Origin of the sequence: Burkholderia sp. Bp8963 (genome assembly GCF_003854275.1) — a bacterium.
Lineage (GTDB): Bacteria > Pseudomonadota > Gammaproteobacteria > Burkholderiales > Burkholderiaceae > Burkholderia.
The window spans coordinates 19121-41219 of sequence record NZ_QTQP01000046.1 but is presented as its reverse complement, the minus strand read 5'-3'; the positions used below and the strand labels follow the sequence as shown (position 1 = coordinate 41219).

Below are 22099 nucleotides of genomic sequence, written 5' to 3'. Positions count from 1 at the left end.
GGCGGCGGACGTTTTTTAATCCGGAGCATCAAATTCCGGTCGCCGTCGCCAGACGGCTTCGGGTGGATGAATCGGTTTCCAGTCGCACCGGTACGGTTCAGCCAACAGAAAAGCGCCTCAGGGGCGCTTTTTTCTTGTACGCGCAATCACGTGAGATCACGCGCCTTCACCCGCCTTCGCCCGCCTGCAGCGCCCCCGGTGCGACGACGTCGATGCCCGCGGCGTCGAGCGCCGCCCGGATCCGCCGTGCGAACGCCAGCGCATGCGGCCCGTCGCCGTGCAGGCAGACCGTCTGCGCGTTGAGCGCCACCCATTCGCCGCTGACCGCGCGCACCCGCTGGTTGCGCACCATGTCGAGCGTGCGGGCGATCACTTCGCTTTCGTCGTCGACCAGCGCACCCGGCTCGCTGCGCGGCACGAGCGTGCCGTCCGCGCGATAGCCGCGATCCGCGAACACCTCTTCGACGGCCGCGAGCCCCGCGTGCCGCGCGGCCGCGACGAACGCGCTGTTCGCGAGCCCGAACACCGCGAGCGACGGATCGAAATCATGGATCGCGGATACCACCGCGTCGGCGATCAGCGGATCGCGCGCGGCCTGGTTGTACAGCGCGCCGTGCGGCTTCACGTGCACGATGCGGCCGCCTTCGGCCAGCGCGATCGCGGATAGCGCGCCGAGCTGGTACAGCACGCCCGCGTAGATCTCGTCGGCCGGCAGCTGCATTTCCTTGCGGCCGAAATTCTCCGGATCGTGAAAGCTCGGATGGGCGCCGATCGACACGCCTTTCTGCACGGCCCAGCGCACGCAGTCACGCATCGCGTTCGCGCCGCCCGCGTGCCAGCCGCACGCGATGTTCGCCGACGTGACGAGGTCGAGGAGCGCCTCGTCCGATCCGCATCCTTCGCCGAGATCGGCGTTCAGATCGATTTCCATGATGTTTCCGTCCATCCGTATGATGGTGCGTCCCCCGGGACGCGGTGCCGCTTCCTCCGTGTTCACGCCGCGCGAGACAGCGCGCGCACGCGCGCCTCCTCCCGCATCTCGATCGCGACGTCGATTTGTCGCAGGTACGCGCGCTCGGCCGCGAGCGCGCTGCGCGCGGCGTCGGCGGTCGTGCGCACGAAGCGGATCGGCAGGTTCAGGCGCGCCTGCGCGAGCTTCCACAGATCCGCGCGGATCACAGTGCCGATCTTAGGATAGCCGCCGGTTGTCTGCGCGTCGTTCATCAGCACGATCGGCTGGCCGTTCGGCGGAACCTGGATCGTGCCGGGCAGCACCGCGTGCGACAGCAGCTCGGCCGGCCGCTCGCGCACGAGCTCGACACCGGCGAGACGATACCCCATCCGGTTGCTGTTGGCCGTCACGAGCCATTCCTCGTCCCAGAATGCCTGCTGCGCATCCGTGGCGAACGACGCGTAGTCGGGGCCCGGCAGCACGCGCACGGGCATCGCCCACGGCGCGTGCGCGGGCCGATGGCGGCGCGGCGGCTCGTCGACTCGCGCGAACGCGCACCACGCGGGCGCCTTCACGCCGAACTCGGGCGCATCCGGCGCGAGGCAGCCGGCGCCCGCCGGCGGCACGCCGACCGGCAGCCGGTCGCCGTCGCGCAGCGCGCGGCCGCCGAGGCCGCCGAAGCGCGACGCGAGATCGGTGCTGCGCGAGCCGAGCATCGGCAGCACGTCGATGCCGCCGGCAATGCACAGATAGCCGCGCATCCCGCGCTTCGCGGCCGGCAGCGTGAGCGTCTGGCCGGCAACGACCGGCAGGCTCCACCATGAATGGACGGGCTTGCCGTCGAGCGACGCGCCGAACTCGGTGCCGGTGATCGCGATGCGCGCGTCGCGCGTGAAGCGGAACGCGGCGGGGCCGAACGTGATCTCGACGGCGGCCGCGTCGGCGCGGTTGCCGACGAGCCGGTTGCCGACCTCGAGCGCGAGGCTGTCGAGCGCGCCGCCCTGCGCGACGCCCAGATGGCGTGCGCCGCGGCGGCCGAGATCCTGCACGGTCGACAGCGGGCCGGCCCGCAGCACCTCGATGCTGCCCGGCGCTTTGCTGTGGCTCATGTCGCGTGGACTCCCGCAATGGTGAAGCGCACCCGGTCGCCGGGCAGGAGCAGCGTAGGCGGCTGCCGGGACGGATCGAACAGCATGCACGACGTACGGCCGATCAGCTGCCAGCCGCCCGGCGACGTGGCCGGGTAGATGCCGGTCTGCGCGCCGCCGATGCCGACCGAGCCGGCCGGCACCTCGAGGCGCGGCGCCGCGCGGCGCGGCGTGTGCAGCGATGGGTCGAGGCCGCCGAGATACGCGAAGCCCGGCTGGAAGCCGAGGAAGAACACGACGTATTCGGCGGCCGCGTGACGCGCGACGACCTCGTCGACGGCGAGGCCCGTATGTGCGGCGACGACCGCGAGGTCGGGCCCGGCTGCGCCGCCGTATTCGACCGGAATCTCGACTTCGCGGCCGCTCGCGTGCTCGACGTCGGCGGTTTCCCACGCATCGCGCAGCGCCGCCGACAGCGAGTCGGCGGACGCGGCGAGCACGTCGAACACGATCGTCAGGTTGTTCATGCCCGGCACGACGTCGATGACGTGCGGCCACGCGCGCGCGGCCTCGGCAACGGCCCAGACGCGGCGCTGGCAGTCGAGCGTGGCGGGCGGCGGCGCTTCGCAGACGAGCGCGGCGTCGCCGAGCGGGAAAATGCGTGGATGCGTCATCGGACTCGCACGGTTCGGACGGCAATGTTAGCGTACATTGTCAATAAGATATCGATAACTTACCAATAAGCGTTTATGCCTAGCTGGCGCGCGAAGGCATCTGACGTACACTCTGCGCACCCTGACATCCGCCAGCGCCGCCTGCCACATGAAGCGTCATCCGACCAAGATCGTGTCGTCCGAGCATCTCGTTTCCGATTCGAGCGCGGAGCTGTCGGAACTCGAATACGGGCTCATCATGGCTGGCAACGCGTTCAACCGCTGGATGGTGCGCTGCATGTCGGCCGCGGGTGCGAAGGACATGACGGCGGTCGAGGTGTCGCTGCTGCATCACGTCAGCCATCGCGAACGCAAGAAGAAGCTCGCCGACATCTGCTTCGTGCTCAACATCGAGGATACGCACGTCGCGACCTATGCGCTCAAAAAACTGATCGCGCGCGGCTACGTGAAGAGCGAGAAGAGCGGCAAGGAAGTGTTCTTCTTCGCAACGGACGCCGGGCGCGACCTGTGCCTCAGGTACCGCGAGGTGCGCGAGCACTGCCTGATCGAGACGCTCAAGGACAGCGGCCTCACCAACGAGCAGATCGGCGAAGCGGCGCAACTGCTGCGCCACGCGTCCGGGCTCTACGACACGGCCGCGCGGGCCGCGGCGTCGCTGTAGGAACGCGGCGCGCGGCCTGCTGCGAACGGGAGTGTAGACCGCCGAATGCGACGGTTTCTTGACGCGACCGGATACAGCCTGGAGTGTGCCGGCGCGCTCACGCGTCGGCTACGTAGGTTTCCTCGTCCGTCACGACCCAGTGCATTGCAAGATCGTGTCCTTCGGTCGGCAGCGTGTCGACCTTGCATGCCTCGTAGGCGATGCCGACCGTGACGGGCAGGGCGGCGCCGGGCCACGCGGCGAGCGTGCGGTCGTAATACCCGCCGCCATAGCCGAGCCGATACAGCCAGCTATCGAAGCCGACGCAGGGAATCAGCAGCAGATCCGGCACGACGACGACGCCCGACGCCGGTTCCGGAATCCGGTGATGGCCTTCGCGCATCGGCGTCGCGGCACCCCATGCATGGAACTCGAGCGGCGCGCGCTGCTCGAGGATCACGGGCAGCGCGGCCTGCCTGCCGGCGCCCGCCGCACACCACGCGAGCACTGCCGCGCGCGCGTCGAATTCCCCCGGCAGCGGCCAGTAGAATCCGACCGTGCGCGGTGCGAGCCGCTCGAGCAGCGCACGCAGCCGCGCGTCGAGCGCAGCGTTCGGCGCGGGCTGCGACGCGGCGTCGCGACGGGCTTTCGACAGCGTCTTGCGCAGCGCCGCCTTCCGTTCGGCGAAGGGGTTGCGTGCTATGCTTTCGTTCACTTCGTGCTCCATTCAATACGATGTCGAACAGCCTTTTCCGAGTATATCGCGCGGTCGCGCTGACGCTTTCGGCCGCCGCGCTCGTCGCCGGCACGGCCGCGTGCGCCGCGCCGTCCGACGACACGCTCTCCGGGGACGACCAGACCTTCGTCCAGCTTCGCGAAGCCGCGCGCCGCAACGACGCCGCGAAGGCCGCGCAGCTCGCCGCGACGATCCCGAACTATCCGGTGCCGTCCTACCTCGAGTATTTCCAGATCAAGCCGCAGCTGTTCGATGCGACGGGCCGCGCGCGCGTCGACGCGCCGGACGCGCCCGTGCTGTCGTTCCTGCAGCGCTACGACGGCCAGGCGATCGCCGACCGCATGCGCAACGACTACCTGCTCGTGCTCGGCGCGCGCCACGACTGGCGCAATTTCGACGACCAGTACAAGCGCTTCGTGCTCGACGACGACACGCAGGTCAAGTGCTACGCGCTCGAATCGCGCGCGGCGCGCGGCGAGAACGTCGCCGATGCGGCACGCGCGCTGCTCGTCGAACCGAAGAACTACGGCGACGCGTGCGTCGACCTGATTACCGCGCTCGCCGTCAACCAGCAGTTCTCGAGCGACGACGTGTGGCAGCAGGCGCGGCTCGCGTTCGAGCAGAACTACACGACGGTCGCCGGCAAGATCGTCGACGCGCTCGGCGCGCGCCCGGTCGCGTTCGACCAGGCGACGAGCGCGCCGCCGCTGTTCCTCGCGAACGGCGTCGGTCCCGACGCGACGTCGCACCAGCTCGCGCTGATCGCGATCGGCCGTCTGGCCCGCAACGATCCGGACCAGGCGGCCGCCATGCTCACGTCGATCGCTGCGTCGCTGACCAAGCAGGAACAGGCGATCGCGTGGGGCGCGGTCGGCTACCAGGGCGCGCTGAAGCGCTCGGCGCTCGCGTCGGTCTGGTATGCGAAATCGGCGAATGCGCCGCTGTCGAACTCCGCGTACGAATGGCGCACGCGCAGCGCGCTGCTGGTCGGCAACTGGCCGATGGTGCGCTGGTCGATCGAACAGATGCCGCCGTCGCTGCGCGACGATCCGGCGTGGGTCTACTGGCATGCGCGCGCGCTCAAGCAGAGCGGCGACACGCTGCAGGCGAACCAGGAATTCGAGCAGATCGCGGGCCAGTTCGGTTTCTACGGCCAGCTCGCCGGCGAGGAGCTCGGCCAGCGCACGAAGATCCCGCCGCGCACGACCGTCTCCGACGCCGAGATCAACGAGATGGGCAAGGTGCCGGGCTTCGCGCTCGCACAGCGCTTCTACGCGCTGAACCTGCGTCTCGAAGGCAACCGCGAATGGAACTGGCCGCTGCGCGGGATGACCGACCGCCAGCTGCTCGCGGCCGCCGAGTACGGCAAGCGGGTCGACCTGCTCGACCGCGCGGTGAACACGGCCGACCGCACGAAGGCCGAGCACGATTTCACGCTGCGCTATCCGTCGCCGTACCGGAACATCGTCGAGCGCTACGCGCAATCGACCGGGCTCGACATCGAGTGGGCGTACGGGCTGATCCGCCAGGAATCGCGCTTCATCACGAGCGCGCGTTCGTCGGTCGGCGCGGGCGGCCTGATGCAGCTGATGCCGGCCACCGCGCAGATCGTCGCGAAGAAGCTCGGCCTCGGCACGATCACGCGCGCGCAGATGCACGACATCGACACCAACATCCAGCTCGGCACCTGGTATCTGGCGGACATCTACAACAACTTCGACAGCTCGCCGGTGCTCGCGACCGCCGGCTACAACGCGGGGCCCGGCCGGCCGCGCCAGTGGCGGCAGGTGTTGACGCAGCCGGTCGAAGGCGCGATCTTCGCGGAGACGATTCCGTTCAACGAGACGCGCGACTACGTGAAGAACGTGCTGTCGAACACCGTCTATTACGCGGCGCTCTTCGAAGGCAAGCCGCAATCGCTGAAGAAGCGCCTGGGCATGATCTCGCCCTGACCGGCAACCTGCACGCTGCCGTGCGAGATGCGGCAGTGTGTTTTAGGGCCGGTTCACCCGCCCGCGACGGGCGCGCACCGGCACGATGGAGCATCGAACATGGATCGCCAGACCGTTGCGCTGCTGGGCGGCACCGGCTTCATCGGCAGCCGGCTCGTGAGTGCGCTGATCGATGCGGGCAAACAGGTGCGGATCGGTACCCGGCGCCGCGACCACGCGCGCCACCTGACGATGCTGCCGGTCGAGATCGTCGAGCTCCAGGATCTCGACACGCGTCATCTGGCCCGCTTCGTCGCGGGCGCGCACGCGGCCGTGAACCTCGTCGGCGTGCTGCACGGCGGCCACGGCACGCCGTACGGCCCGGGCTTCGAGCGTGCGCACGTCGCGCTGCCGGCCGCGCTCGCGAGCGCATGCATCGAGGCCGGCGTGCAGCGCCTGCTGCACATGAGCGCGCTCGGCGCGAATTCGCACGGCGCGAGCATGTACCAGCGCTCGAAGGGCGACGGCGAGGCCGCGCTGCATGCGGTCGCGGCCACCAACTCGCTCGCGGTGACGATCTTCCGCCCGTCGGTCGTGTTCGGGCCCGGCGACGCATTCCTCAACACGTTCGCGCGGCTGCACCGCACGCTGCCGGTGATTCCGCTCGCAATGCCCGACGCGCAGTTCCAGCCGGTGTTCGTCGGCGACGTCGCGCGCGCGTTCGTCAATACGCTCGATCTGACGGCCGCGCGCGGCAAGACCTATGAGCTCGGCGGCCCGAAGGTCTATACGCTCGAGGCGCTGGTCCGCTATTGCGGCACGCTGGTCGGCCGCGAGGCGCGGATCGTGCGGCTGCCCGACGCGCTCGCGCGGCTGCAGGCGAGCGTGTTCGAATGCCTGCCGGGCGAGCCGGTGATCACGCGCGACAACCTCGCGTCGATGTCGGTGCCGAACGTGCTGTCCGGCCCGCTCGCTCCGGAGCTTGGCATCCAGCCCGCGAGTCTCGAAAGCATCGTGCCGGCCTATCTCGGCGACGCGGCGATGCGCTCCCGCTTCGACTGGTTTCGCTCGCGCCGCTAGTCGACTCGTCATTACCTGTGTGGAATCCCGTCATGAAACTCGTCATTGGAGACAAGAACTATTCGTCGTGGTCGATGCGTCCGTGGCTGCTGCTCGCGCACTTCGGCATCCCGTTCGACGAAATCGTCGTCGAGCTGCGCCGCGACGACACGAAGGCGCGCATCCTCGAGCATTCGCCGTCCGGCAAGGTGCCGTGCCTGATCGATGACCACGGCGTCGCGATCTGGGATTCGCTCGCGATCGCCGAAACGCTCGCCGAACGCTATCCGCAATATCCGATGTGGCCGGCCGATCCGCTCGAGCGCGCGCATGCGCGCAGCATCGCTGCGGAGATGCATGCGGGCTTCGCGGCGCTGCGCACCGAGATGGGCATGAACATCCGCGCATCGATGCCGGGCCGCGGCGCGACGCCCGAGTCGCTCGCTGACGTCGCGCGGATCGACGCGATGTGGAGCGCGTGTCTCGAGGCATCGGGCGGGCCGTTCCTGTTCGGCGAGTTCGGCATTGCCGATGCGATGTACGCACCCGTCGTGATGCGCTTCAACACGTACGCGCCGGGGCTGTCGCCGGAAGCAGCCGGCTACGTCGAGCGCGTGACCGCGCTGCCGGCGGTCCGGCGCTGGATCGACGACGCGCACCGCGAAACCAACGTGATCGCCGACTACGAGCCGACGCCATGAATGTGTACGCAGTAGGCGGCGCGATCCGCGACGAGCTGCTCGGCGTGCCGGTGCAGGACCGCGACTACGTCGTGGTAGGCGCTACGCCCGAGCAGATGGCCGCGCACGGTTTCAAGCCGGTCGGCAAGGATTTTCCGGTGTTTCTGCATCCGGACACGCATGAGGAATACGCGCTCGCGCGCACCGAGCGCAAGACAGCGGCCGGCTATCACGGCTTCCAGTTCTACTACGCGCCGGACGTCACGCTCGACGAAGATCTCGCGCGGCGCGACCTGACGATCAACGCGATGGCACGCACGGTGAGCCCGGACGGCACGCTGGTCGGCCCGGTGGTCGATCCGTTCGGCGGGCAGGCGGACCTGCGCGCGCGCGTGTTCCGGCATGTGAGCGACGCGTTCGTCGAGGATCCGGTGCGGATCCTGCGCATCGCGCGCTTTGCCGCGCGCTTCACCGATTTCACGGTCGCGGACGAGACGCTCGCGCTGATGCGGCGGATGGTCGATGCGGGTGAGGTCGATGCGCTCGTCGCCGAGCGGGTCTGGCAGGAAATCGCGCGCGGGCTGATGGAGGCGCGGCCGTCGCGGATGTTCTCGGTGCTGCGCGAATGCGGCGCGCTCGCGCGCATCCTGCCGGAGGTCGATGCGCTGTGGGGCGTGCCGCAGCGCGCCGACTACCACCCGGAAGTCGACACGGGCGTGCACGTGATGATGGTCGTCGACCATGCGGCGAAGCAGGGCTATTCGCTCGCGGTGCGCTTCGCGGCGCTCACGCACGATCTCGGCAAGGCGACGACGCCTGAGGACGTGCTGCCGCGCCACATCGGCCACGAGGGGCGCAGCGTCGACCTGCTGAAGCCGCTGTGCGAGCGGCTGCGGGTGCCGAACGAGTGCCGCGATCTCGCGCTCGTCGTCGCGCGCGAGCACGGCAACCTGCATCGCGTGATGGAGATGGGCGCGGCGGCGCTTGTGCGCCTGTTCGAGCGCGCGGACGGGCTGCGCAAGCCCGCGCGCTTCGCCGAGATGGTGCAGGCGTGCGAGGCCGATGCGCGCGGCCGGCTCGGGCTGGAAGCGCAGCCGTATCCGCAGGCCGAACGGTTGCGCGAGGCACTCGTGGCGGCGCGCGGCGTCGATGCGGGCGCGATCGCGCGCGCGTTCGGCAACGATGTGGTGAAGATCAAGGATGCCGTGCATCGCGCACGGATCCAGGCGGTCGCGCGCGCGCTCGAGATCGGCGAATAGCGCCGGGGGTTATTTCTTCTTGCGTGCGGCAGCTTTGCGGAGCGGGGTGTCGTCGCCCGCCGGCCGCTTGCCGGCGGACGCGCGCGGCTTTGCGGGGGCTGTCTTGTCCACTTTCCTGGCTTGCTTTGGGGCAGGCCGCACCGCGCCCGGCGGCACGGGGTCCGCGGCGCGGCTGCGCTTCGACGCCGGAAGGCAGCGGCTCACGCGCGGCTCGCCCGGAAGCAGCGTGGCATCGCCGTCGGGCTGCCTGATTTCAGCCGATGCGGACGCGAATTCGGCATAGCTGTCGTCGAACAGCGGCAGCGTGCCGACCACGATCAGCTCCGCGGGCCCGGCGCCCACGTTCGCGACGCGGTGCTTCCGGTGCGCGTCGAAGTGAATCGAATCGCCGGGCGACAGCGGGTAGTCCTTCTTGCCGACCGTATAGCAGATCTGCCCGGACAGCACGTAGACGAATTCGTCGCCGCCATGCGCGACCCATTCCGAGCAGTAGCCTTCCATCATCTGAACCTTGACGGCGTTGATCAGACTGCCGTCGAAGGTGGTCGAGAGCCGCTCGTAGCTCTGCGACGTCTTGTCGACCGCATACGACTCCCGGCTGCCCTGATGCGAATCGGGCTGTTGCTGGCGCGGCTGGTCGATCAGCACGCCGATCGGCACGTTCAGCGCGTTCGCGACGTTGACGAGCGACGAAATCGAGATGCCCGTGAGATTGCGTTCGACCTGGGACAGGAACCCGACCGACAGCTTGGCTTCGGTCGCGACTTCCAGCAGCGTTTTCTTCGCTTCCCGGCGCAGGCGCCGAATGCGCTGGCCGATACGCATGAGGTCTGAATCCATGAATCTCTTTCGTGGCAACGAGTAGACGGCGAGCGGGGGCGGCGGCGCAGCCGCCAGGGCGAGCCTTTCCGCGAATCGCACGAAGCACGGCCGTTCGGGCGACGATGCCGGCGCATTGTACCGCGCAGCGGGCGATTCCCGTGCCGGACAGGCGCGTGGCACCGGTCCTGAATTTCAGTGTGACTAAAATTTTAGCTTGACCTCAATTCCGGCCCGTTCTAGATTCTTCCGCACGGCGCCAAAAATTTAAGTGAGACAAAAATTTTCGGGGCTGTGCCGCATGGACTGGCAGTCACGCGCGCTCCGACAACAATGAACAATGTGAGCATCCGATGATCGATCGACTGAAATACAGTTTCTCCAGCCTTCCTCCGTACGACGCATCCGTCGACGTGACCCACGCGGGGCTGTCGCGCCTGCTCGACGCGATGCAGCTCGACGCCGTGGTGATCACGTCGCAGGACGAGTTCATTACCGAGTACCTGCCGCGCCGCAACAACCCGCGCTACGCGCTGTCGGGCTTCGACGGCTCGGCGGGCTGCGGCATCTTCCTGAGCACGGCGGCGGCGCAGGCGCTCGGCGTGCAGCAGTTCGTGCTGTTCGTCGACGGCCGCTACCACCTGCAGGCGGAACAACAGTGCGATCCGGCGCGCGTGCACGTCGAGAAGCTCGGGCTGGACGCGTCGATGTGGCCGGCGATCGCCGACTGGCTCGTCGCGCGCGCGGGCCGGCTCGAGCGGATCGGCTATGACGGGCTGCGGCTCAGCGTCGCGCAGCGCGACCGGCTGCTCGACAGCACGCAAGCGGCGAAGCTGGACTGGACGAGCATCGTCGGCCGCGAAATCGACCGCGCGATCGCGCTGCCGGGGTGGTTCGTCGAGCGGCCGATCTTCGAGCTGCCGGAATCGATGACCGGCGTGAGCGTCGCGCAGAACATCGCGACGCTGAACCAGCGGCTCGCCGCGCACACCGGCGCGGCGGACGGCAAGACTGCGTTCGTCACCTGCGCGTCGGACGATCTCAGCTACCTGCTGAACAGCCGCGGCTATCACATCCCGAATGCGTCGTCGCATCTGGGCTTCCTGTTCGTCGTCGGCGAGCAGGTCGTGCTGTTCCTGCCGGAAGGCTGTGACCGCTGTCCGGTCGACCTCGAATCGTATCCGGCGCTGCACGTGATCCGGCGCGACGTCGCGGCGCTCGAACGCTTCCTCGCGCAGTTCGCGGTCGATCACGTGTGTTACGGCTTCGAGTCGGTCAACTGCGCGCTCGCCGATACGGTGAGCCGCGTATGGCCGCACGCGCGGCATGCCGATTTCAGTCCGGTCGAGACGATGCGGGTCGGCAAGACGCCGGAAGTGCTCGACCAGTTCCGCGACGCGTTCGCGCGCAGTTCCGCGGCGATCGCCGAGGCGATGCGCTGGGCGAAGACGGGCGAGCCGGGGCAGCGGCACTCCGAATACGACCTGGCCCGCGTGATCAACGACGCGTATGGCGCGCGCTCGGCGCTGGCGCTGACGTTCCCGTCGATTTCGGCGAACGGCGCGAACAGCGCGTCTGCGCATTACACGGCGGCGAGCGCCGACGTCGAGCTGACCGAAGGCGAGCTCGTGCTGCTCGACAGCGGCGCGTACTACGAAGGCGGCTTCGCGACGGACTGCACGCGCGTCGTGTTGCGCCGGACCCGGCCGGACACGGTTGCGCAGCCGTGGCAGCGGGAGATCTACACGGTCGCGCTGAAGGCGTGCATCAAGGGGCTCGTCACGCCTTTCCCGAAAGCGATGTCGGGCGGCGACGTCGACGCGGCCGTGCGGCAGGTGTGCCGCGATTACGGCTACGATTTCGGCCACGGCACCGGGCATGGCGTCGGGATTCACGTGCACGAAGGCGGCGTGCGGTTCGCGCCGGGGTCGAAATATGGGCTGGTGCCGAATGCGGTGATTTCGGTCGAGCCGGGCATCTATGTGCCGGGCAAGGGCGGCGTGCGGATCGAGAACATCGTGATCATCCATCCGAACGAGCACGAGCCGGACACGATGACGTTCGAGAACCTCGTCGCGGTTGGCTACGACTGGGATCTGATCGATCTCGACCTGTTGAGCGACGACGAACGCGATTACCTGCGCGATTACGAGCGGCTGTGCGCCGAGCGCGGCACGCAGGTGACGGCGTGTCCGCTGCTGTAGGCGCCGCCCGTCAGCGCGCGACGGCCGACACCCGGCCGTCCGGCCCGTAGAAGCCGACGCGTTCGGGCGCCGAGCGCAGCACCGCGAGCGCCCGTTCGTTGTAGTCCGTCCGGATGCGGATCAGCATGCCGTTGGTCGCGTTGGCCTGGCGCGCACGCTCCGCGGATTGCTGCAGCAATTGCCAGCGGCCGGCGAGGCGCGCGTCGCGTTCGGCGGCCTGATCCATGCCTTTCTTGCCGCCGGGAAAACCGAGCGCGGACAGCTGCGTGTCCCGCGTGCGTTCGAGCTGTGCGAGCCGGTCGATCAGCGCGGTCTTCTTCTCGATGATGCCCGGCAGCATCGCGAGCGGCTCGGCCGTCGTCAGCGCCTTCTCTTCGTAGGCGAGCAGGGACGCGAACGCTTCGACCGTCGCATGTTCGTCGTTGACCGTGGCCAGCAGCTCGTCTCTCATCGCGTCTCGCTCATCACGCCGGCGCACGGAGCCGCACGCCGGCAAAAAACCATGGGCGCCGGCCTGTCGGGCCGGCTCAGCTGCCCTGCGGGCGCTGCTGCTGCAGCAGCTCGCGGGCGGTATTCAGCACGCCGTCGGCGATCTTGCCCGGATCGATCGTCAGCGTGCCGTTGTTCAGTGCGTCCTTGATCGACTGGACGAGGCCCGTGTCGATGTCCGCGTTGCCGGACGCCGACCCCGTGCGCAATTGTCCGGACAGGCCCGACAGGTTCACGGTCGCGTCTCCGTCAGCCGCGCCTGCGGGCGCCGATTGCGCGCCGGACGCCGCGGGCGCGCCTTGCTGCGGGCGGGCCGCGCCGGTGCCGGTGGCCGGGGCGCGGGTGTTCGGGGTGGGCGTGGAATCGATTTTCACGATGGTGTTCCTGTGCGGTTTGACCCAGATAACGGCATGGCGGGGCCAAACTTTAGCATCGCGTTTCGGGCGATTCCTCCGAATAAACAATCCTTTGCATTCTTACGACAGCTCCCGCCCCAATTGTTGGCGGGTGTCGCCGCTAACCGGCTCTATAGCGGAATCTCCACCGTTCCCGCGTCCTTGACGATCGCGGTGACGATCTGCCCGGCCGCCATCCTGACCCGCACCGACTGGCCGGGCGCCGCGTTGGCGAGCGCGCTGCCCTCGGCCGAAATCGTGAAGCCGCGGCCGGCCGCGACGACCCGCACGGTCTGCCCGGCCGATACCGACGCGGCGCTCTTCAGCATGTCCTGCCGCAGCGGCAGCCCGGCGGCGACGCGCGCGAGCGCGGTCGCGCCGATCGCCTGCGCCGGATCGGTGATCACGGCGAGCGGCAGCACGGTCAGGTCGCCGTCGCGTGCGACGAGGTCGGCGGCGGTCAGCGGCTCGCCGGGCGCGATCTGCCGCGCAGCGACGTAATAGGTGGCCTGCACGGTGACCTTCGCCTGCAGGTAGACGGTCCACGGCCGTTCGCCCGCGCAGCGCACGCCGACCGTCGTGCGGCCCCACAGGCGCGCGCCGGTCGGCAGGAACGGCTCGAGCGTCGTGCAGGCGGCGAGCCCGCGCGGGAACGCGGTCGAGACGGTCGCGGTCGGCTTGCCGGGCAAGCCGGCGATCTGCTGCTGGAGGAACGCGAGCGCGGTGCGCCGGATCGACTCGGGGTCTTGCTGGCCGGGCGGCGGGGCGACCGGCGCGGTGGTGGCGTTGGCGGTCGCGGCAGGCGATGCGGGTGCGCGCAGGGCCGTCGCGGCCGAGCCGGCGCGCTGCGCCGGCGTGCGCGCCGCAAGCGCCGGTTGTTGCGGCGGCCGCGCGGGGCTCGACGCGGGTTCGGTCGCGCCCGTGACGACCGTCACGATGCCGTTCGAGTCGGCGGCGCGGGGCGCGCCGTACGCGGCGTTCGTGCGTGCCGTCATGTAGGCGGCCGCCGCGCGGCCTGCGTTCGCCGAATCCGGCGTCACCCCCGCGCTCCCGTCCGCGCCCGGGCGAGCGCCGCTCGCCGCATTCGCATGCGCGAGCGCGGACTCGGCCGTCTCGCCACGCCCCGGAATCACGATCATCCCGTCGTCCGCGGCCTGCGCCGCCGCGGCGCCCGTCCACAGCGCGACGGCGAGCGAGAGCGGAACGGTGAACCCGAGCGCGAACGCGCGCCGCGTGCGCTGCCGCCGCCCGTCGTCGCCGCGAAATGCGCTGGGAGTCATCGCCGTGTCCTCGATCCGTTGATCCGATTCGCATTCTAGGGAGCCGGCCCACGGCGGAAACGACGAATAGAGGGGGGCTTTGCCGCGTTATTCGCCCGATTGCCGGTTGCGTCGGCCGCCTACCATGCGTGTCATGGAAAAAAGCCTCTTTGGCCGCCATGCGGCGAAAGAGCGGTGCAGCGCTGCCAACGGAGAGATGCACAGATGCTGGACAGACTCGATGCCGAATTCGCGTTCGGCCGCCAGGCGCTCGACGTGCGCGCCTATCGGCAGGAACTGCTGTCGTCGAACATCGCGAACGCGGACACGCCCGGCTACCAGGCGCGCGACGTCGATTTCGCGTCGACGCTCGCCCGCTCGCTGAAGCAGACGGGCCCGGGCGGGCTCGCGCCGAGCAACGCAACGTCGCTCGCGATGGCGCAGCCGGCCGGCGTGACGAGCGGGATGTCGATGGTGTCGACGGCGCCGGGCCACATGGCCGGCACCGCGAAGCTGACGCCGACCGGCGGCCCGACCGACGACTACGGCCGCGCGCAATACCGGATGCCGCTGCAGCCGGCGCTGGACGGCAACACCGTCGATCTCGACGTCGAGCGCGTGCAGTTCGCGAACAACGCGCTGCACTACGAGACCGGGATGACCGTGATGACCCAGCAGATCAAGGCGATGATCGCCGCGATCACGTCGAATTCGTGACCGCGCGCGGCCGCCCCGAACCGAAAGCCCGCCTCTGAAAGCCCGCATTAAGGAGCCTCCATGCCCTCGTTGATGAACATCTTCGGCGTCGCCGGCTCGGCGCTGTCCGCGCAGTCGCAGCGCCTGAACGTCACCGCGTCGAACCTCGCGAACGCCGACAGCGCGACCGGCCCCGACGGCAAGCCGTACAAGGCAAAGCAGGTCGTGTTCGCGACCGATCCGATCGGCGGCGCGCGCACCGCGTCCGGCCAGGGCGTCGGCGGCGTGCGCGTGCAGAAGGTAATCGACGATCCGTCGCCGATGAAGTCGACCTACGACCCGGCGAACCCGGCCGCCGACGCGAATGGCTATGTGCAGATGCCGAACGTCGACCCCGTGCAGGAGATGGTGAACATGATCTCGGCGTCGCGCTCGTACCAGGCCAACGTCGAGACGCTGAACACGGCGAAGCAGCTGATGCTGAAGACGCTGACGATCGGCTCGTGAGCCGCATTTTTACTGACCTGACAGAAGGCCCGACCGGATGACTTCCTCCTCCACGACGATCGGCTCCAGCGGCACGAACGTGTCGACCCTGCCGACCGACACGATGAAAACCGGCAACGCGTCGAGTACCAGCACGTCGGCAAGCGACCTGCAGACGACGTTCCTGAAGCTGCTCGTCACGCAGCTGCAGAACCAGGATCCGACGAGCCCCGTCGACAGCTCGCAGATGACGACGCAGCTCGCACAGATCAACACGGTGAGCGGCATCGCGCAGCTCAACACGTCGCTGACGTCGCTGTCGTCGCAGCTCGCCGCAGGCCAGCAGACCCAGGCCGCGCTGCTGATCGGCTCGAACGTGCTCGCGCCGGGCAATGCGGTCACGGTGAAGAGCGGCGCGGCGACGCCGTTCGGCGTGTCGCTCGCGAGCTCGGTGTCGAACCTGACGATCACCGTGAAGAATGCGTCGGGCATCGTCGTGAACACGATCAACGCAGGCGCGCAGTCGGCCGGCACCGTGCCGTTCAACTGGACGCCGACCGACGCGGCGGGCAACGCGCTGCCGGACGGCAAGTACACGATCAGCGCGAGCTACAACGACAGCACCGGCACGCCGCAGCCCGCCACGACGCTCGCGGCCGCGCAGGTGCAGAGCGTGGTCAAGCAGGCGGACGGCACCGCGGGGCTGATGCTGTCGAACGGCGCGACGGTCGGCCTGTCGCAGGTCGCGTCGATCTACCCGAATGCGTCATCGTCCGCGTCGACGTCGACCGGCGCCACCACCAACTGATTCAGCTTCACACACGGAGACCGAGATGGGTTATCAACAGGGTTTGAGCGGTCTGGCGGGCGCGTCGACGGCGCTCGACGTGATCGGCAACAACATCGCGAACGCAAATACGGTCGGCTTCAAGTCGAGCACCGCGCAGTTCGCGGACATGTACGCGAACTCGATCGCGACGTCGGTGAACAACCAGGTCGGCATCGGCACGTCGCTGAACTCGGTGCAGCAGAACTTCAGCCAGGGCACGATCAACACGACGAACTCGTCGCTCGACGTCGCGATCAACGGCAACGGCTTCTACCAGATGTCGAACAACGGCGCGATCACGTACTCGCGCGACGGCACGTTCCAGCGCGACAAGAACGGCTATCTCGTCAATGCGCAGGGCATGAACCTGATGGGCTACGCGGCGAACGCGAAGGGCGTGATCAACAGCGCGCAGACCGTGCCGCTGCAGGCGCCGACGACCAACATCTCGCCGACGCCGACGACCTCGATCGCCGGGCAGTTCAACCTGAACTCGCAGGACACGGTGCCGGTCACGACGCCGTTCAACTACACCGACTCGACGAGCTACAACTACTCGACGTCGGTCCAGACCTACGATTCGCTCGGCGGCTCGCAGCAGGTCAACATGTACTTCGTGAAGACCGCGACCGGCACGTGGGAAGCGTATGCGGGCGTCGCGAACTCGGCGCCGTCCGACCTCGGCACGGTGACGTTCAACGCGACGGGCGGCATCGCCAGCACGACGCTGCCGGGGGTGGCGACACCGACCGCGGCGCTCGGCAAGTTCCAGTTCACGATCCCGACCACCGACGGCTCGACGACGCCGCAGAACCTGACGCTCGACCTGACCGGCACCACGCAGTACGGCGGCAAGGACGGCGTGAACAACCTCGCGCAGGACGGCTACGCGAGCGGCACGCTGACGACCTTCTCGATCGGCAGCGACGGCAAGGTCACGGGCAACTACTCGAACGGCCAGACGGCGACCCTCGGCCAGATCGTGCTCGCGAACTTCAACAACCCGAACGGCCTCGTGTCCATCGGCGGCAACCAGTACATCGAGTCGGCGCAGTCGGGCGTGCCGCAGCTCTCCACGCCGGGCAGCACCAACCACGGCACGCTGCAGGGCAGCGCGCTCGAGAACTCGAACGTCGACCTGACGAGCCAGCTCGTGAACCTGATCACCGCGCAGCGCAACTACCAGGCGAACGCGCAGACGATCAAGACGCAGCAGACCGTCGACCAGACGCTGATCAACCTGTAAGCGCGGATAACGGGCAGCCATGGACCGACTGATCTACACGGCGATGACGGGCGCGTCGCAGTCGCTCGACCAGCAGGCGATCGTCGCGAACAACCTCGCGAACGCGTCGACGACCGGGTTTCGCGCGCAGCTCGCGACCTATCGCGCGGTGCCGATGAATTTCGGCGACGGCAGCGCGATCGATCCGACGACGACGCGCACCTACGTGCTCGCGTCGACGCCGGGCGCGGACTTCGCGCCGGGGCCGATCACGCGCACCGGCAATCCGCTCGACGTCGCGGTGCAGGGGGCCGGCTGGCTGTCCGTGCAGCTGGCCGACGGCAGCGAGGCGTACACGCGCGCGGGCAACCTGCACGTCGACCAGAACGGCCAGCTCGTCACCGCGACCAACCTGCCGGTGGTCGGCAACGGCGGCCCGATCTCGGTGCCGCCGAACGCGCAGGTCACGATCGGCAAGGACGGCACGGTGTCCGCGCTGATGCCGGGCGACCCGCCGACCGCGGTCGCGATCGTCGACCAGATGAAGCTCGTCAATCCCGATCCGGCGACGATCACGCGCGGCAACGATGGCCTGTTCCGCACCGCGGACGGCAACCCGGCAGATGCCGACCCGAACGTCGTCGTCGCGCCGGATTCGATCGAAGGCAGCAACGTGAACCCCGTGAACGCGATGGTCGCGATGATCGACAACGCGCGTGCATTCCAGCTTCAGACGAAGCTGATCCAGACGGCCGACCAGAACGAGCAGTCGGCGAACCAGCTGCTCAACTTCAGCTGAGCGACCAGCGCCAGCCTACGCAGGAGAACCTAACAAGTGAACCGTTCGCTCTACATCGCCGCCACCGGCATGAACGCGCAGCAGTCGCAGATGGACGTGATCTCGAACAACCTCGCGAACGTCAGCACCAATGGCTTCAAGGGCTCGCGCGCGGTGTTCGAGGATCTGCTGTACCAGACGATCCGCCAGCCCGGCGCGAACTCGACGCAGCAGACCGAGCTGCCGTCGGGCCTGCAGCTCGGCACCGGCGTGCAGCAGGTCGCGACCGAGCGCCTGTATACGCAGGGCAGCCTCACGCAGACCGGCAACTCGAAGGACGTCGCGATCAACGGCGCGGGTTTCTTCCAGGTGCTGATGCCGGACGGCACGAACGCGTACACGCGCGACGGCTCGTTCCAGTCCAACGCGCAGGGCCAGCTCGTCACGTCGAGCGGCTACCAGGTGATCCCCGCGATCACGATCCCGCAGAACGCGACGTCACTGACGATCGCCAAGGACGGCGTCGTCACGATCACGCAGCCGGGCTCGACCAATGCGGTGCAGATCGGCGCGATCCAGGTCGCGACCTTCATCAACCCGGCCGGTCTCGAGGCGCGGGGCGAGAACCTGTTCTCGGAAACTACGTCGTCGGGCGCACCGAACGTGTCGCAGCCGGGCCTGAACGGCGCGGGCACGCTCAACCAGGGTTATGTCGAGGCGTCGAACGTGAACGTCGTGCAGGAGCTCGTCAACATGATCCAGACGCAGCGCGCGTACGAGATCAACAGCAAGGCCGTGACGACGTCCGACCAGATGCTGCAGACCGTCACGCAGATGAAGAGCTAACCGGAAACGCCCGCCGTCGCCATGAAGCAGGTTCGCCTCCCCTCGTTCGCCACCGTCCGCGCCGCGTGCGCGCTCGCGGTGGCGGCGCTCGCCGGCTGCGCGCAGATTCCGCGCGAGCCGATCATCCAGCAGCCGATGACGGCCCAGCCGCCGATGCCGCAGTCGATGCAGGCGCCGGGCTCGATCTACAACCCGGGTTATGCGGGCCGGCCGCTGTTCGAGGACCAGCGGCCGCGCAACGTCGGCGACATCCTGACGATCGTGATCGCGGAAAACATCAACGCGACGAAGTCGTCCGGCGCGAACACAAACCGCGCGGGCAACACGAGCTTCGACGTGCCGACCGCGGGCTTTCTCGGCGGGCTGTTCGCGAAGACGAACCTGTCGGCCGAAGGCGCGAACAAGTTCACCGCGACGGGCGGCGCGAGCGCGGCGAACACGTTCAACGGCACGATCACGGTGACCGTGACCGGCGTGCAGCCGAACGGCAACCTCGTCGTCAGCGGACAGAAGCAGATGCTGATCAACCAGGGCAACGAGTTCGTCCGTTTCTCGGGCGTCGTGAACCCGAACACGATTTCCGGCGCGAACTCGGTCTACTCGACCCAGGTCGCCGACGCGAAGATCGAATACTCGGCGAAGGGCTACATCAACGAAGCCGAGACGATGGGCTGGCTGCAGCGCTTCTTCCTCAACATCGCGCCGTGGTGAAGACGATGCGTACCCTGCTCGCGCGCGTGATGCGCTTCCTCGCCCGATCGATTTCCCGCTCGATTCCCCGCTCGGCCGCCGGCGCACTCGCGGCTGCCTGCGCGCTTGCGCTCGGGCCCGGTGCCGCGCATGCGGAGCGCCTGAAGGACCTCGCGCAGATCCAGGGCGTGCGCGACAACCCGCTGATCGGCTATGGCCTCGTCGTCGGCCTCGACGGCACCGGCGACCAGACGATGCAGACGCCGTTCACGACGCAGACGCTCGCGAACATGCTCGCGAACCTCGGCATCTCGATCAACAACGGCTCGGCCAACGGCGGCAGCTCGTCACTGTCGAACATGCAGCTGAAGAACGTCGCGGCCGTGATGGTCACCGCGACGCTGCCGCCGTTCGCGCGGCCCGGCGAGGCACTCGACGTGACCGTGTCGTCGCTCGGCAACGCGAAGAGCCTGCGCGGCGGCACGCTGCTGCTCACGCCGCTGAAGGGCGCGGACGGGCAGGTGTATGCGCTCGCGCAGGGCAACATGGCGGTCGGCGGCGCGGGCGCGAGCGCGAACGGCAGCCGCGTGCAGGTGAACCAGCTCGCGGCGGGCCGCATCACGGGCGGCGCGATCGTCGAGCGCGCGGTGCCGAACGCGGTCGCGCAGATGAACGGGATGCTGCAGCTGCAGCTGAACGACATGGACTACGGCACCGCGCAGCGGATCGTGTCCGCGGTGAACGCGAGCTTCGGGCCCGGCACCGCGACCGCGCTCGACGGCCGCACGATCCAGCTCACCGCACCGGCCGATTCGGCACAGCAGGTCGCGTTCATGGCGCGCCTGCAGAACCTCGACGTGAGCCCCGACAAGGCCGCCGCGAAGGTGATCCTGAACGCGCGCACGGGCTCGATCGTGATGAACCAGATGGTCACGCTGCAAAGCTGCGCGGTGGCGCACGGCAACCTGTCGGTCGTCGTCAACACGCAGCCGGTCGTGTCGCAGCCGGGGCCGTTCTCGAACGGGCAGACGGTCGTCGCGCAGCAGTCGCAGATCCAGCTGAAGCAGGATAACGGCGCGCTGAAGATGGTGACGGCCGGCGCGAACCTCGCCGACGTCGTGAAGGCGCTCAACACGCTCGGCGCGACGCCCGCGGACCTGATGTCGATCCTGCAGGCGATGAAGGCGGCCGGTGCGCTGCGCGCCGATCTGGAGATCATCTAAATGGCAGCGAACCTTCCGGACGCGAATGATCTCACGCAGCGCTTCGCGCTCGACGTGCAGGGGTTCGACGCGCTGCGCGCGCAGGCGAAGCAGTCGCCGCAGGCGGGCGCGAAGCTCGTCGCGGGGCAGTTCGACGCGATGTTCACGCAGATGATGCTGAAGAGCATGCGCGACGCGACCCCCGACGGCGGGCTGTTCGACTCGCATACGTCGAAGATGTACACGTCGATGCTCGACCAGCAGCTCGCGCAGCAGATGTCGTCGAAGGGGATCGGCGTCGCCGACGCGCTGATGAAGCAGCTGATGCGCAACGCGCACCTCGGCGCAGGCGCCGATGCGGCGACCGAAGCCGGCGCAGACGCCGGCGCAGGCGGTTTCGGCGCGGCCGGCAGCGAAGGCGGGATGGTCGCGATGAACGCGATGGCGAAGGCCTACGCGAACGCGGCCGCGAACAACGGAGCGCTCGCGAACGGGCGCGGCTACTCGGCGGGCAGCGCGCTGACGCCGCCGGTGAAGGGGGCGAGCGGCGTGGCCGACGCCGACGCGTTCGTCGACCGCCTCGCGGCCCCCGCGCAGGCGGCGAGCGCGACGACCGGCATCCCGGCGCGCTTCATCGTCGGCCAGGCGGCGCTCGAATCGGGCTGGGGCAAGCGCGAGATCCGCGCGGCCGACGGCTCGACGAGCTACAACGTGTTCGGCATCAAGGCCGGCAAGGGCTGGAGCGGCCGCACGGTGGCGGCGCTGACCACCGAATACGTGAACGGCACGCCGCGCCGCGTCGTCGCGAAGTTCCGCGCATACGACTCGTACGAGCATGCGATGACCGACTACGCGAACCTGCTGAAGAACAATCCGCGCTATGCGGGCGTGCTGAGCGCGAGCCGCAGCGTCGAAGGCTTCGCGCACGGGATGCAGAAGGCCGGCTACGCGACCGACCCGAACTACGCGAAGAAACTGATCTCGATCATGCAGCAGATCGGCTGATCTGCCGGTCAGACCGCCTTTCAGTACGTCCGTCAGACCGTCCGTCAGAACATCCAGTCGGCTATATCTTGTCCGACCGCGCCAGGTTTTGCCGCGCGCGGTTTGAACGTTTGCGCGAAAAAATTCGGGAAATCGATCTAAACTTTCGGACAGCACT

The 22099-nt window shown here is 68.6% G+C and carries 23 protein-coding genes; 15 read left to right on the top strand and 8 right to left on the bottom strand.

Going from position 1 to position 22099, the window contains the following annotated elements; all coding sequences use genetic code 11:
* Nucleotides 1–166: 166 nt before the first annotated feature.
* The 3 genes from pxpA to pxpB all read right to left on the bottom strand — a co-directional run bounded on the left by pxpA (nt 167) and on the right by pxpB (nt 2714).
* Entirely contained in the window at nt 167–931 is a 765-nt protein-coding gene (gene pxpA, locus DID96_RS28995; protein ID WP_124602667.1) for a 5-oxoprolinase subunit PxpA, read from the bottom strand.
* Between the two features lie 62 nt (nt 932–993).
* The gene (locus DID96_RS28990) at nt 994–2061 is read right to left on the bottom strand and encodes a biotin-dependent carboxyltransferase family protein (protein ID WP_124602666.1); all 1068 of its coding nucleotides are present in this window, start codon (nt 2059–2061) and stop codon (nt 994–996) included.
* Nucleotides 2058–2714 carry a 5-oxoprolinase subunit PxpB gene (pxpB, locus tag DID96_RS28985; RefSeq protein WP_124602665.1) on the bottom strand — a complete coding sequence of 219 codons (657 nt, stop codon included), beginning with the start codon at nt 2712–2714 and terminating at the stop codon, nt 2058–2060. The genes DID96_RS28990 and pxpB overlap by 4 nt, the downstream gene beginning before the upstream one ends.
* A 148-nt stretch (nt 2715–2862) precedes the next feature.
* On the opposite strand from pxpB, the gene DID96_RS28980 reads away from it, so the two are divergent.
* Nucleotides 2863–3375, top strand: a complete 513-nt coding sequence (locus DID96_RS28980; protein WP_124602664.1) for a winged helix DNA-binding protein — start codon at nt 2863–2865, stop codon at nt 3373–3375.
* A 97-nt stretch (nt 3376–3472) separates the two neighbouring features.
* Here DID96_RS28980 and DID96_RS28975 read toward each other — a convergent pair whose 3' ends face one another.
* The gene (locus DID96_RS28975; protein ID WP_124602663.1) at nt 3473–4081 is read right to left on the bottom strand and encodes a 5-formyltetrahydrofolate cyclo-ligase; all 609 of its coding nucleotides are present in this window, start codon (nt 4079–4081) and stop codon (nt 3473–3475) included.
* A gap of 8 nt (nt 4082–4089) precedes the next feature.
* On the opposite strand from DID96_RS28975, the gene DID96_RS28970 reads away from it, so the two are divergent.
* The 4 genes from DID96_RS28970 (at nt 4090) to DID96_RS28955 (ending at nt 9019) form a co-directional block, all read left to right on the top strand.
* Entirely contained in the window at nt 4090–6042 is a 1953-nt protein-coding gene (locus tag DID96_RS28970) for a lytic transglycosylase domain-containing protein (protein ID WP_124602662.1), read from the top strand.
* A gap of 99 nt (nt 6043–6141) precedes the next feature.
* Nucleotides 6142–7101 carry a complex I NDUFA9 subunit family protein gene (locus tag DID96_RS28965; RefSeq protein ID WP_124602661.1) on the top strand — a complete coding sequence of 320 codons (960 nt, stop codon included), beginning with the start codon at nt 6142–6144 and terminating at the stop codon, nt 7099–7101.
* A gap of 32 nt (nt 7102–7133) precedes the next feature.
* On the top strand, nt 7134–7781 hold the full coding sequence (locus DID96_RS28960) for a glutathione S-transferase family protein (RefSeq protein ID WP_124602660.1): 648 nt from the start codon (nt 7134–7136) through the stop codon (nt 7779–7781).
* Entirely contained in the window at nt 7778–9019 is a 1242-nt protein-coding gene (locus tag DID96_RS28955; RefSeq protein ID WP_124602659.1) for a multifunctional CCA addition/repair protein, read from the top strand. The genes DID96_RS28960 and DID96_RS28955 overlap by 4 nt, the downstream gene beginning before the upstream one ends.
* Before the next feature lie 9 nt (nt 9020–9028).
* On the opposite strand, the gene DID96_RS28950 is transcribed toward DID96_RS28955, so the two are convergent.
* Nucleotides 9029–9859, bottom strand: a complete 831-nt coding sequence (locus tag DID96_RS28950; protein WP_124602658.1) for a helix-turn-helix domain-containing protein — start codon at nt 9857–9859, stop codon at nt 9029–9031.
* A 332-nt stretch (nt 9860–10191) separates the two neighbouring features.
* On the opposite strand from DID96_RS28950, the gene DID96_RS28940 reads away from it, so the two are divergent.
* Nucleotides 10192–12042 carry a M24 family metallopeptidase gene (locus DID96_RS28940; protein WP_124602657.1) on the top strand — a complete coding sequence of 617 codons (1851 nt, stop codon included), beginning with the start codon at nt 10192–10194 and terminating at the stop codon, nt 12040–12042.
* 10 nt (nt 12043–12052) lie between these two features.
* On the opposite strand, the gene DID96_RS28935 is transcribed toward DID96_RS28940, so the two are convergent.
* The 3 genes from DID96_RS28935 to flgA all read right to left on the bottom strand — a co-directional run bounded on the left by DID96_RS28935 (nt 12053) and on the right by flgA (nt 14206).
* Entirely contained in the window at nt 12053–12493 is a 441-nt protein-coding gene (locus tag DID96_RS28935; protein WP_124602656.1) for a flagella synthesis protein FlgN, read from the bottom strand.
* Between the two features lie 76 nt (nt 12494–12569).
* Nucleotides 12570–12905: a flagellar biosynthesis anti-sigma factor FlgM gene (flgM, locus tag DID96_RS28930; RefSeq protein ID WP_124602655.1), complete on the bottom strand. Its 336-nt coding sequence runs from the start codon at nt 12903–12905 to the stop codon at nt 12570–12572.
* Nucleotides 12906–13057: 152 nt separating this feature from the next.
* Nucleotides 13058–14206 (bottom strand): flagellar basal body P-ring formation chaperone FlgA, encoded by a 1149-nt coding sequence (flgA, locus tag DID96_RS28925; protein ID WP_124602654.1) that lies wholly within the window; start codon nt 14204–14206, stop codon nt 13058–13060.
* Nucleotides 14207–14410: 204 nt separating this feature from the next.
* Here flgA and flgB point away from each other — a divergent pair, with 204 nt between their 5' ends.
* Genes flgB through flgJ form a run of 9 tightly spaced genes read left to right on the top strand, consistent with a single transcriptional unit; the run spans nt 14411 to nt 21942 of the window.
* Nucleotides 14411–14902 (top strand): flagellar basal body rod protein FlgB, encoded by a 492-nt coding sequence (gene flgB / locus DID96_RS28920; RefSeq protein ID WP_124602653.1) that lies wholly within the window; start codon nt 14411–14413, stop codon nt 14900–14902.
* Nucleotides 14903–14962: 60 nt separating this feature from the next.
* The gene (flgC, locus tag DID96_RS28915; protein WP_124602652.1) at nt 14963–15388 is read left to right on the top strand and encodes a flagellar basal body rod protein FlgC; all 426 of its coding nucleotides are present in this window, start codon (nt 14963–14965) and stop codon (nt 15386–15388) included.
* A gap of 37 nt (nt 15389–15425) precedes the next feature.
* Nucleotides 15426–16175 carry a flagellar hook assembly protein FlgD gene (locus DID96_RS28910; RefSeq protein ID WP_124602651.1) on the top strand — a complete coding sequence of 250 codons (750 nt, stop codon included), beginning with the start codon at nt 15426–15428 and terminating at the stop codon, nt 16173–16175.
* A gap of 25 nt (nt 16176–16200) precedes the next feature.
* The gene (gene flgE, locus DID96_RS28905) at nt 16201–17442 is read left to right on the top strand and encodes a flagellar hook protein FlgE (RefSeq protein WP_124602650.1); all 1242 of its coding nucleotides are present in this window, start codon (nt 16201–16203) and stop codon (nt 17440–17442) included.
* A 19-nt stretch (nt 17443–17461) separates the two neighbouring features.
* Complete coding sequence (flgF, locus tag DID96_RS28900) at nt 17462–18220, top strand: flagellar basal-body rod protein FlgF (RefSeq protein ID WP_124602649.1); 759 nt, start codon at nt 17462–17464, stop codon at nt 18218–18220.
* 36 nt (nt 18221–18256) lie between these two features.
* On the top strand, nt 18257–19045 hold the full coding sequence (flgG, locus tag DID96_RS28895; RefSeq protein WP_124602648.1) for a flagellar basal-body rod protein FlgG: 789 nt from the start codon (nt 18257–18259) through the stop codon (nt 19043–19045).
* A 21-nt stretch (nt 19046–19066) separates the two neighbouring features.
* Nucleotides 19067–19756: a flagellar basal body L-ring protein FlgH gene (flgH, locus tag DID96_RS28890; RefSeq protein WP_124602647.1), complete on the top strand. Its 690-nt coding sequence runs from the start codon at nt 19067–19069 to the stop codon at nt 19754–19756.
* Nucleotides 19750–20958, top strand: coding sequence for a flagellar basal body P-ring protein FlgI (locus DID96_RS28885; RefSeq protein WP_409333825.1), 1209 nt, complete (start codon nt 19750–19752; stop codon nt 20956–20958). The genes flgH and DID96_RS28885 overlap by 7 nt, the downstream gene beginning before the upstream one ends.
* Entirely contained in the window at nt 20959–21942 is a 984-nt protein-coding gene (gene flgJ, locus DID96_RS28880) for a flagellar assembly peptidoglycan hydrolase FlgJ (RefSeq protein WP_124602646.1), read from the top strand.
* Nucleotides 21943–22099 lie beyond the last annotated feature (157 nt).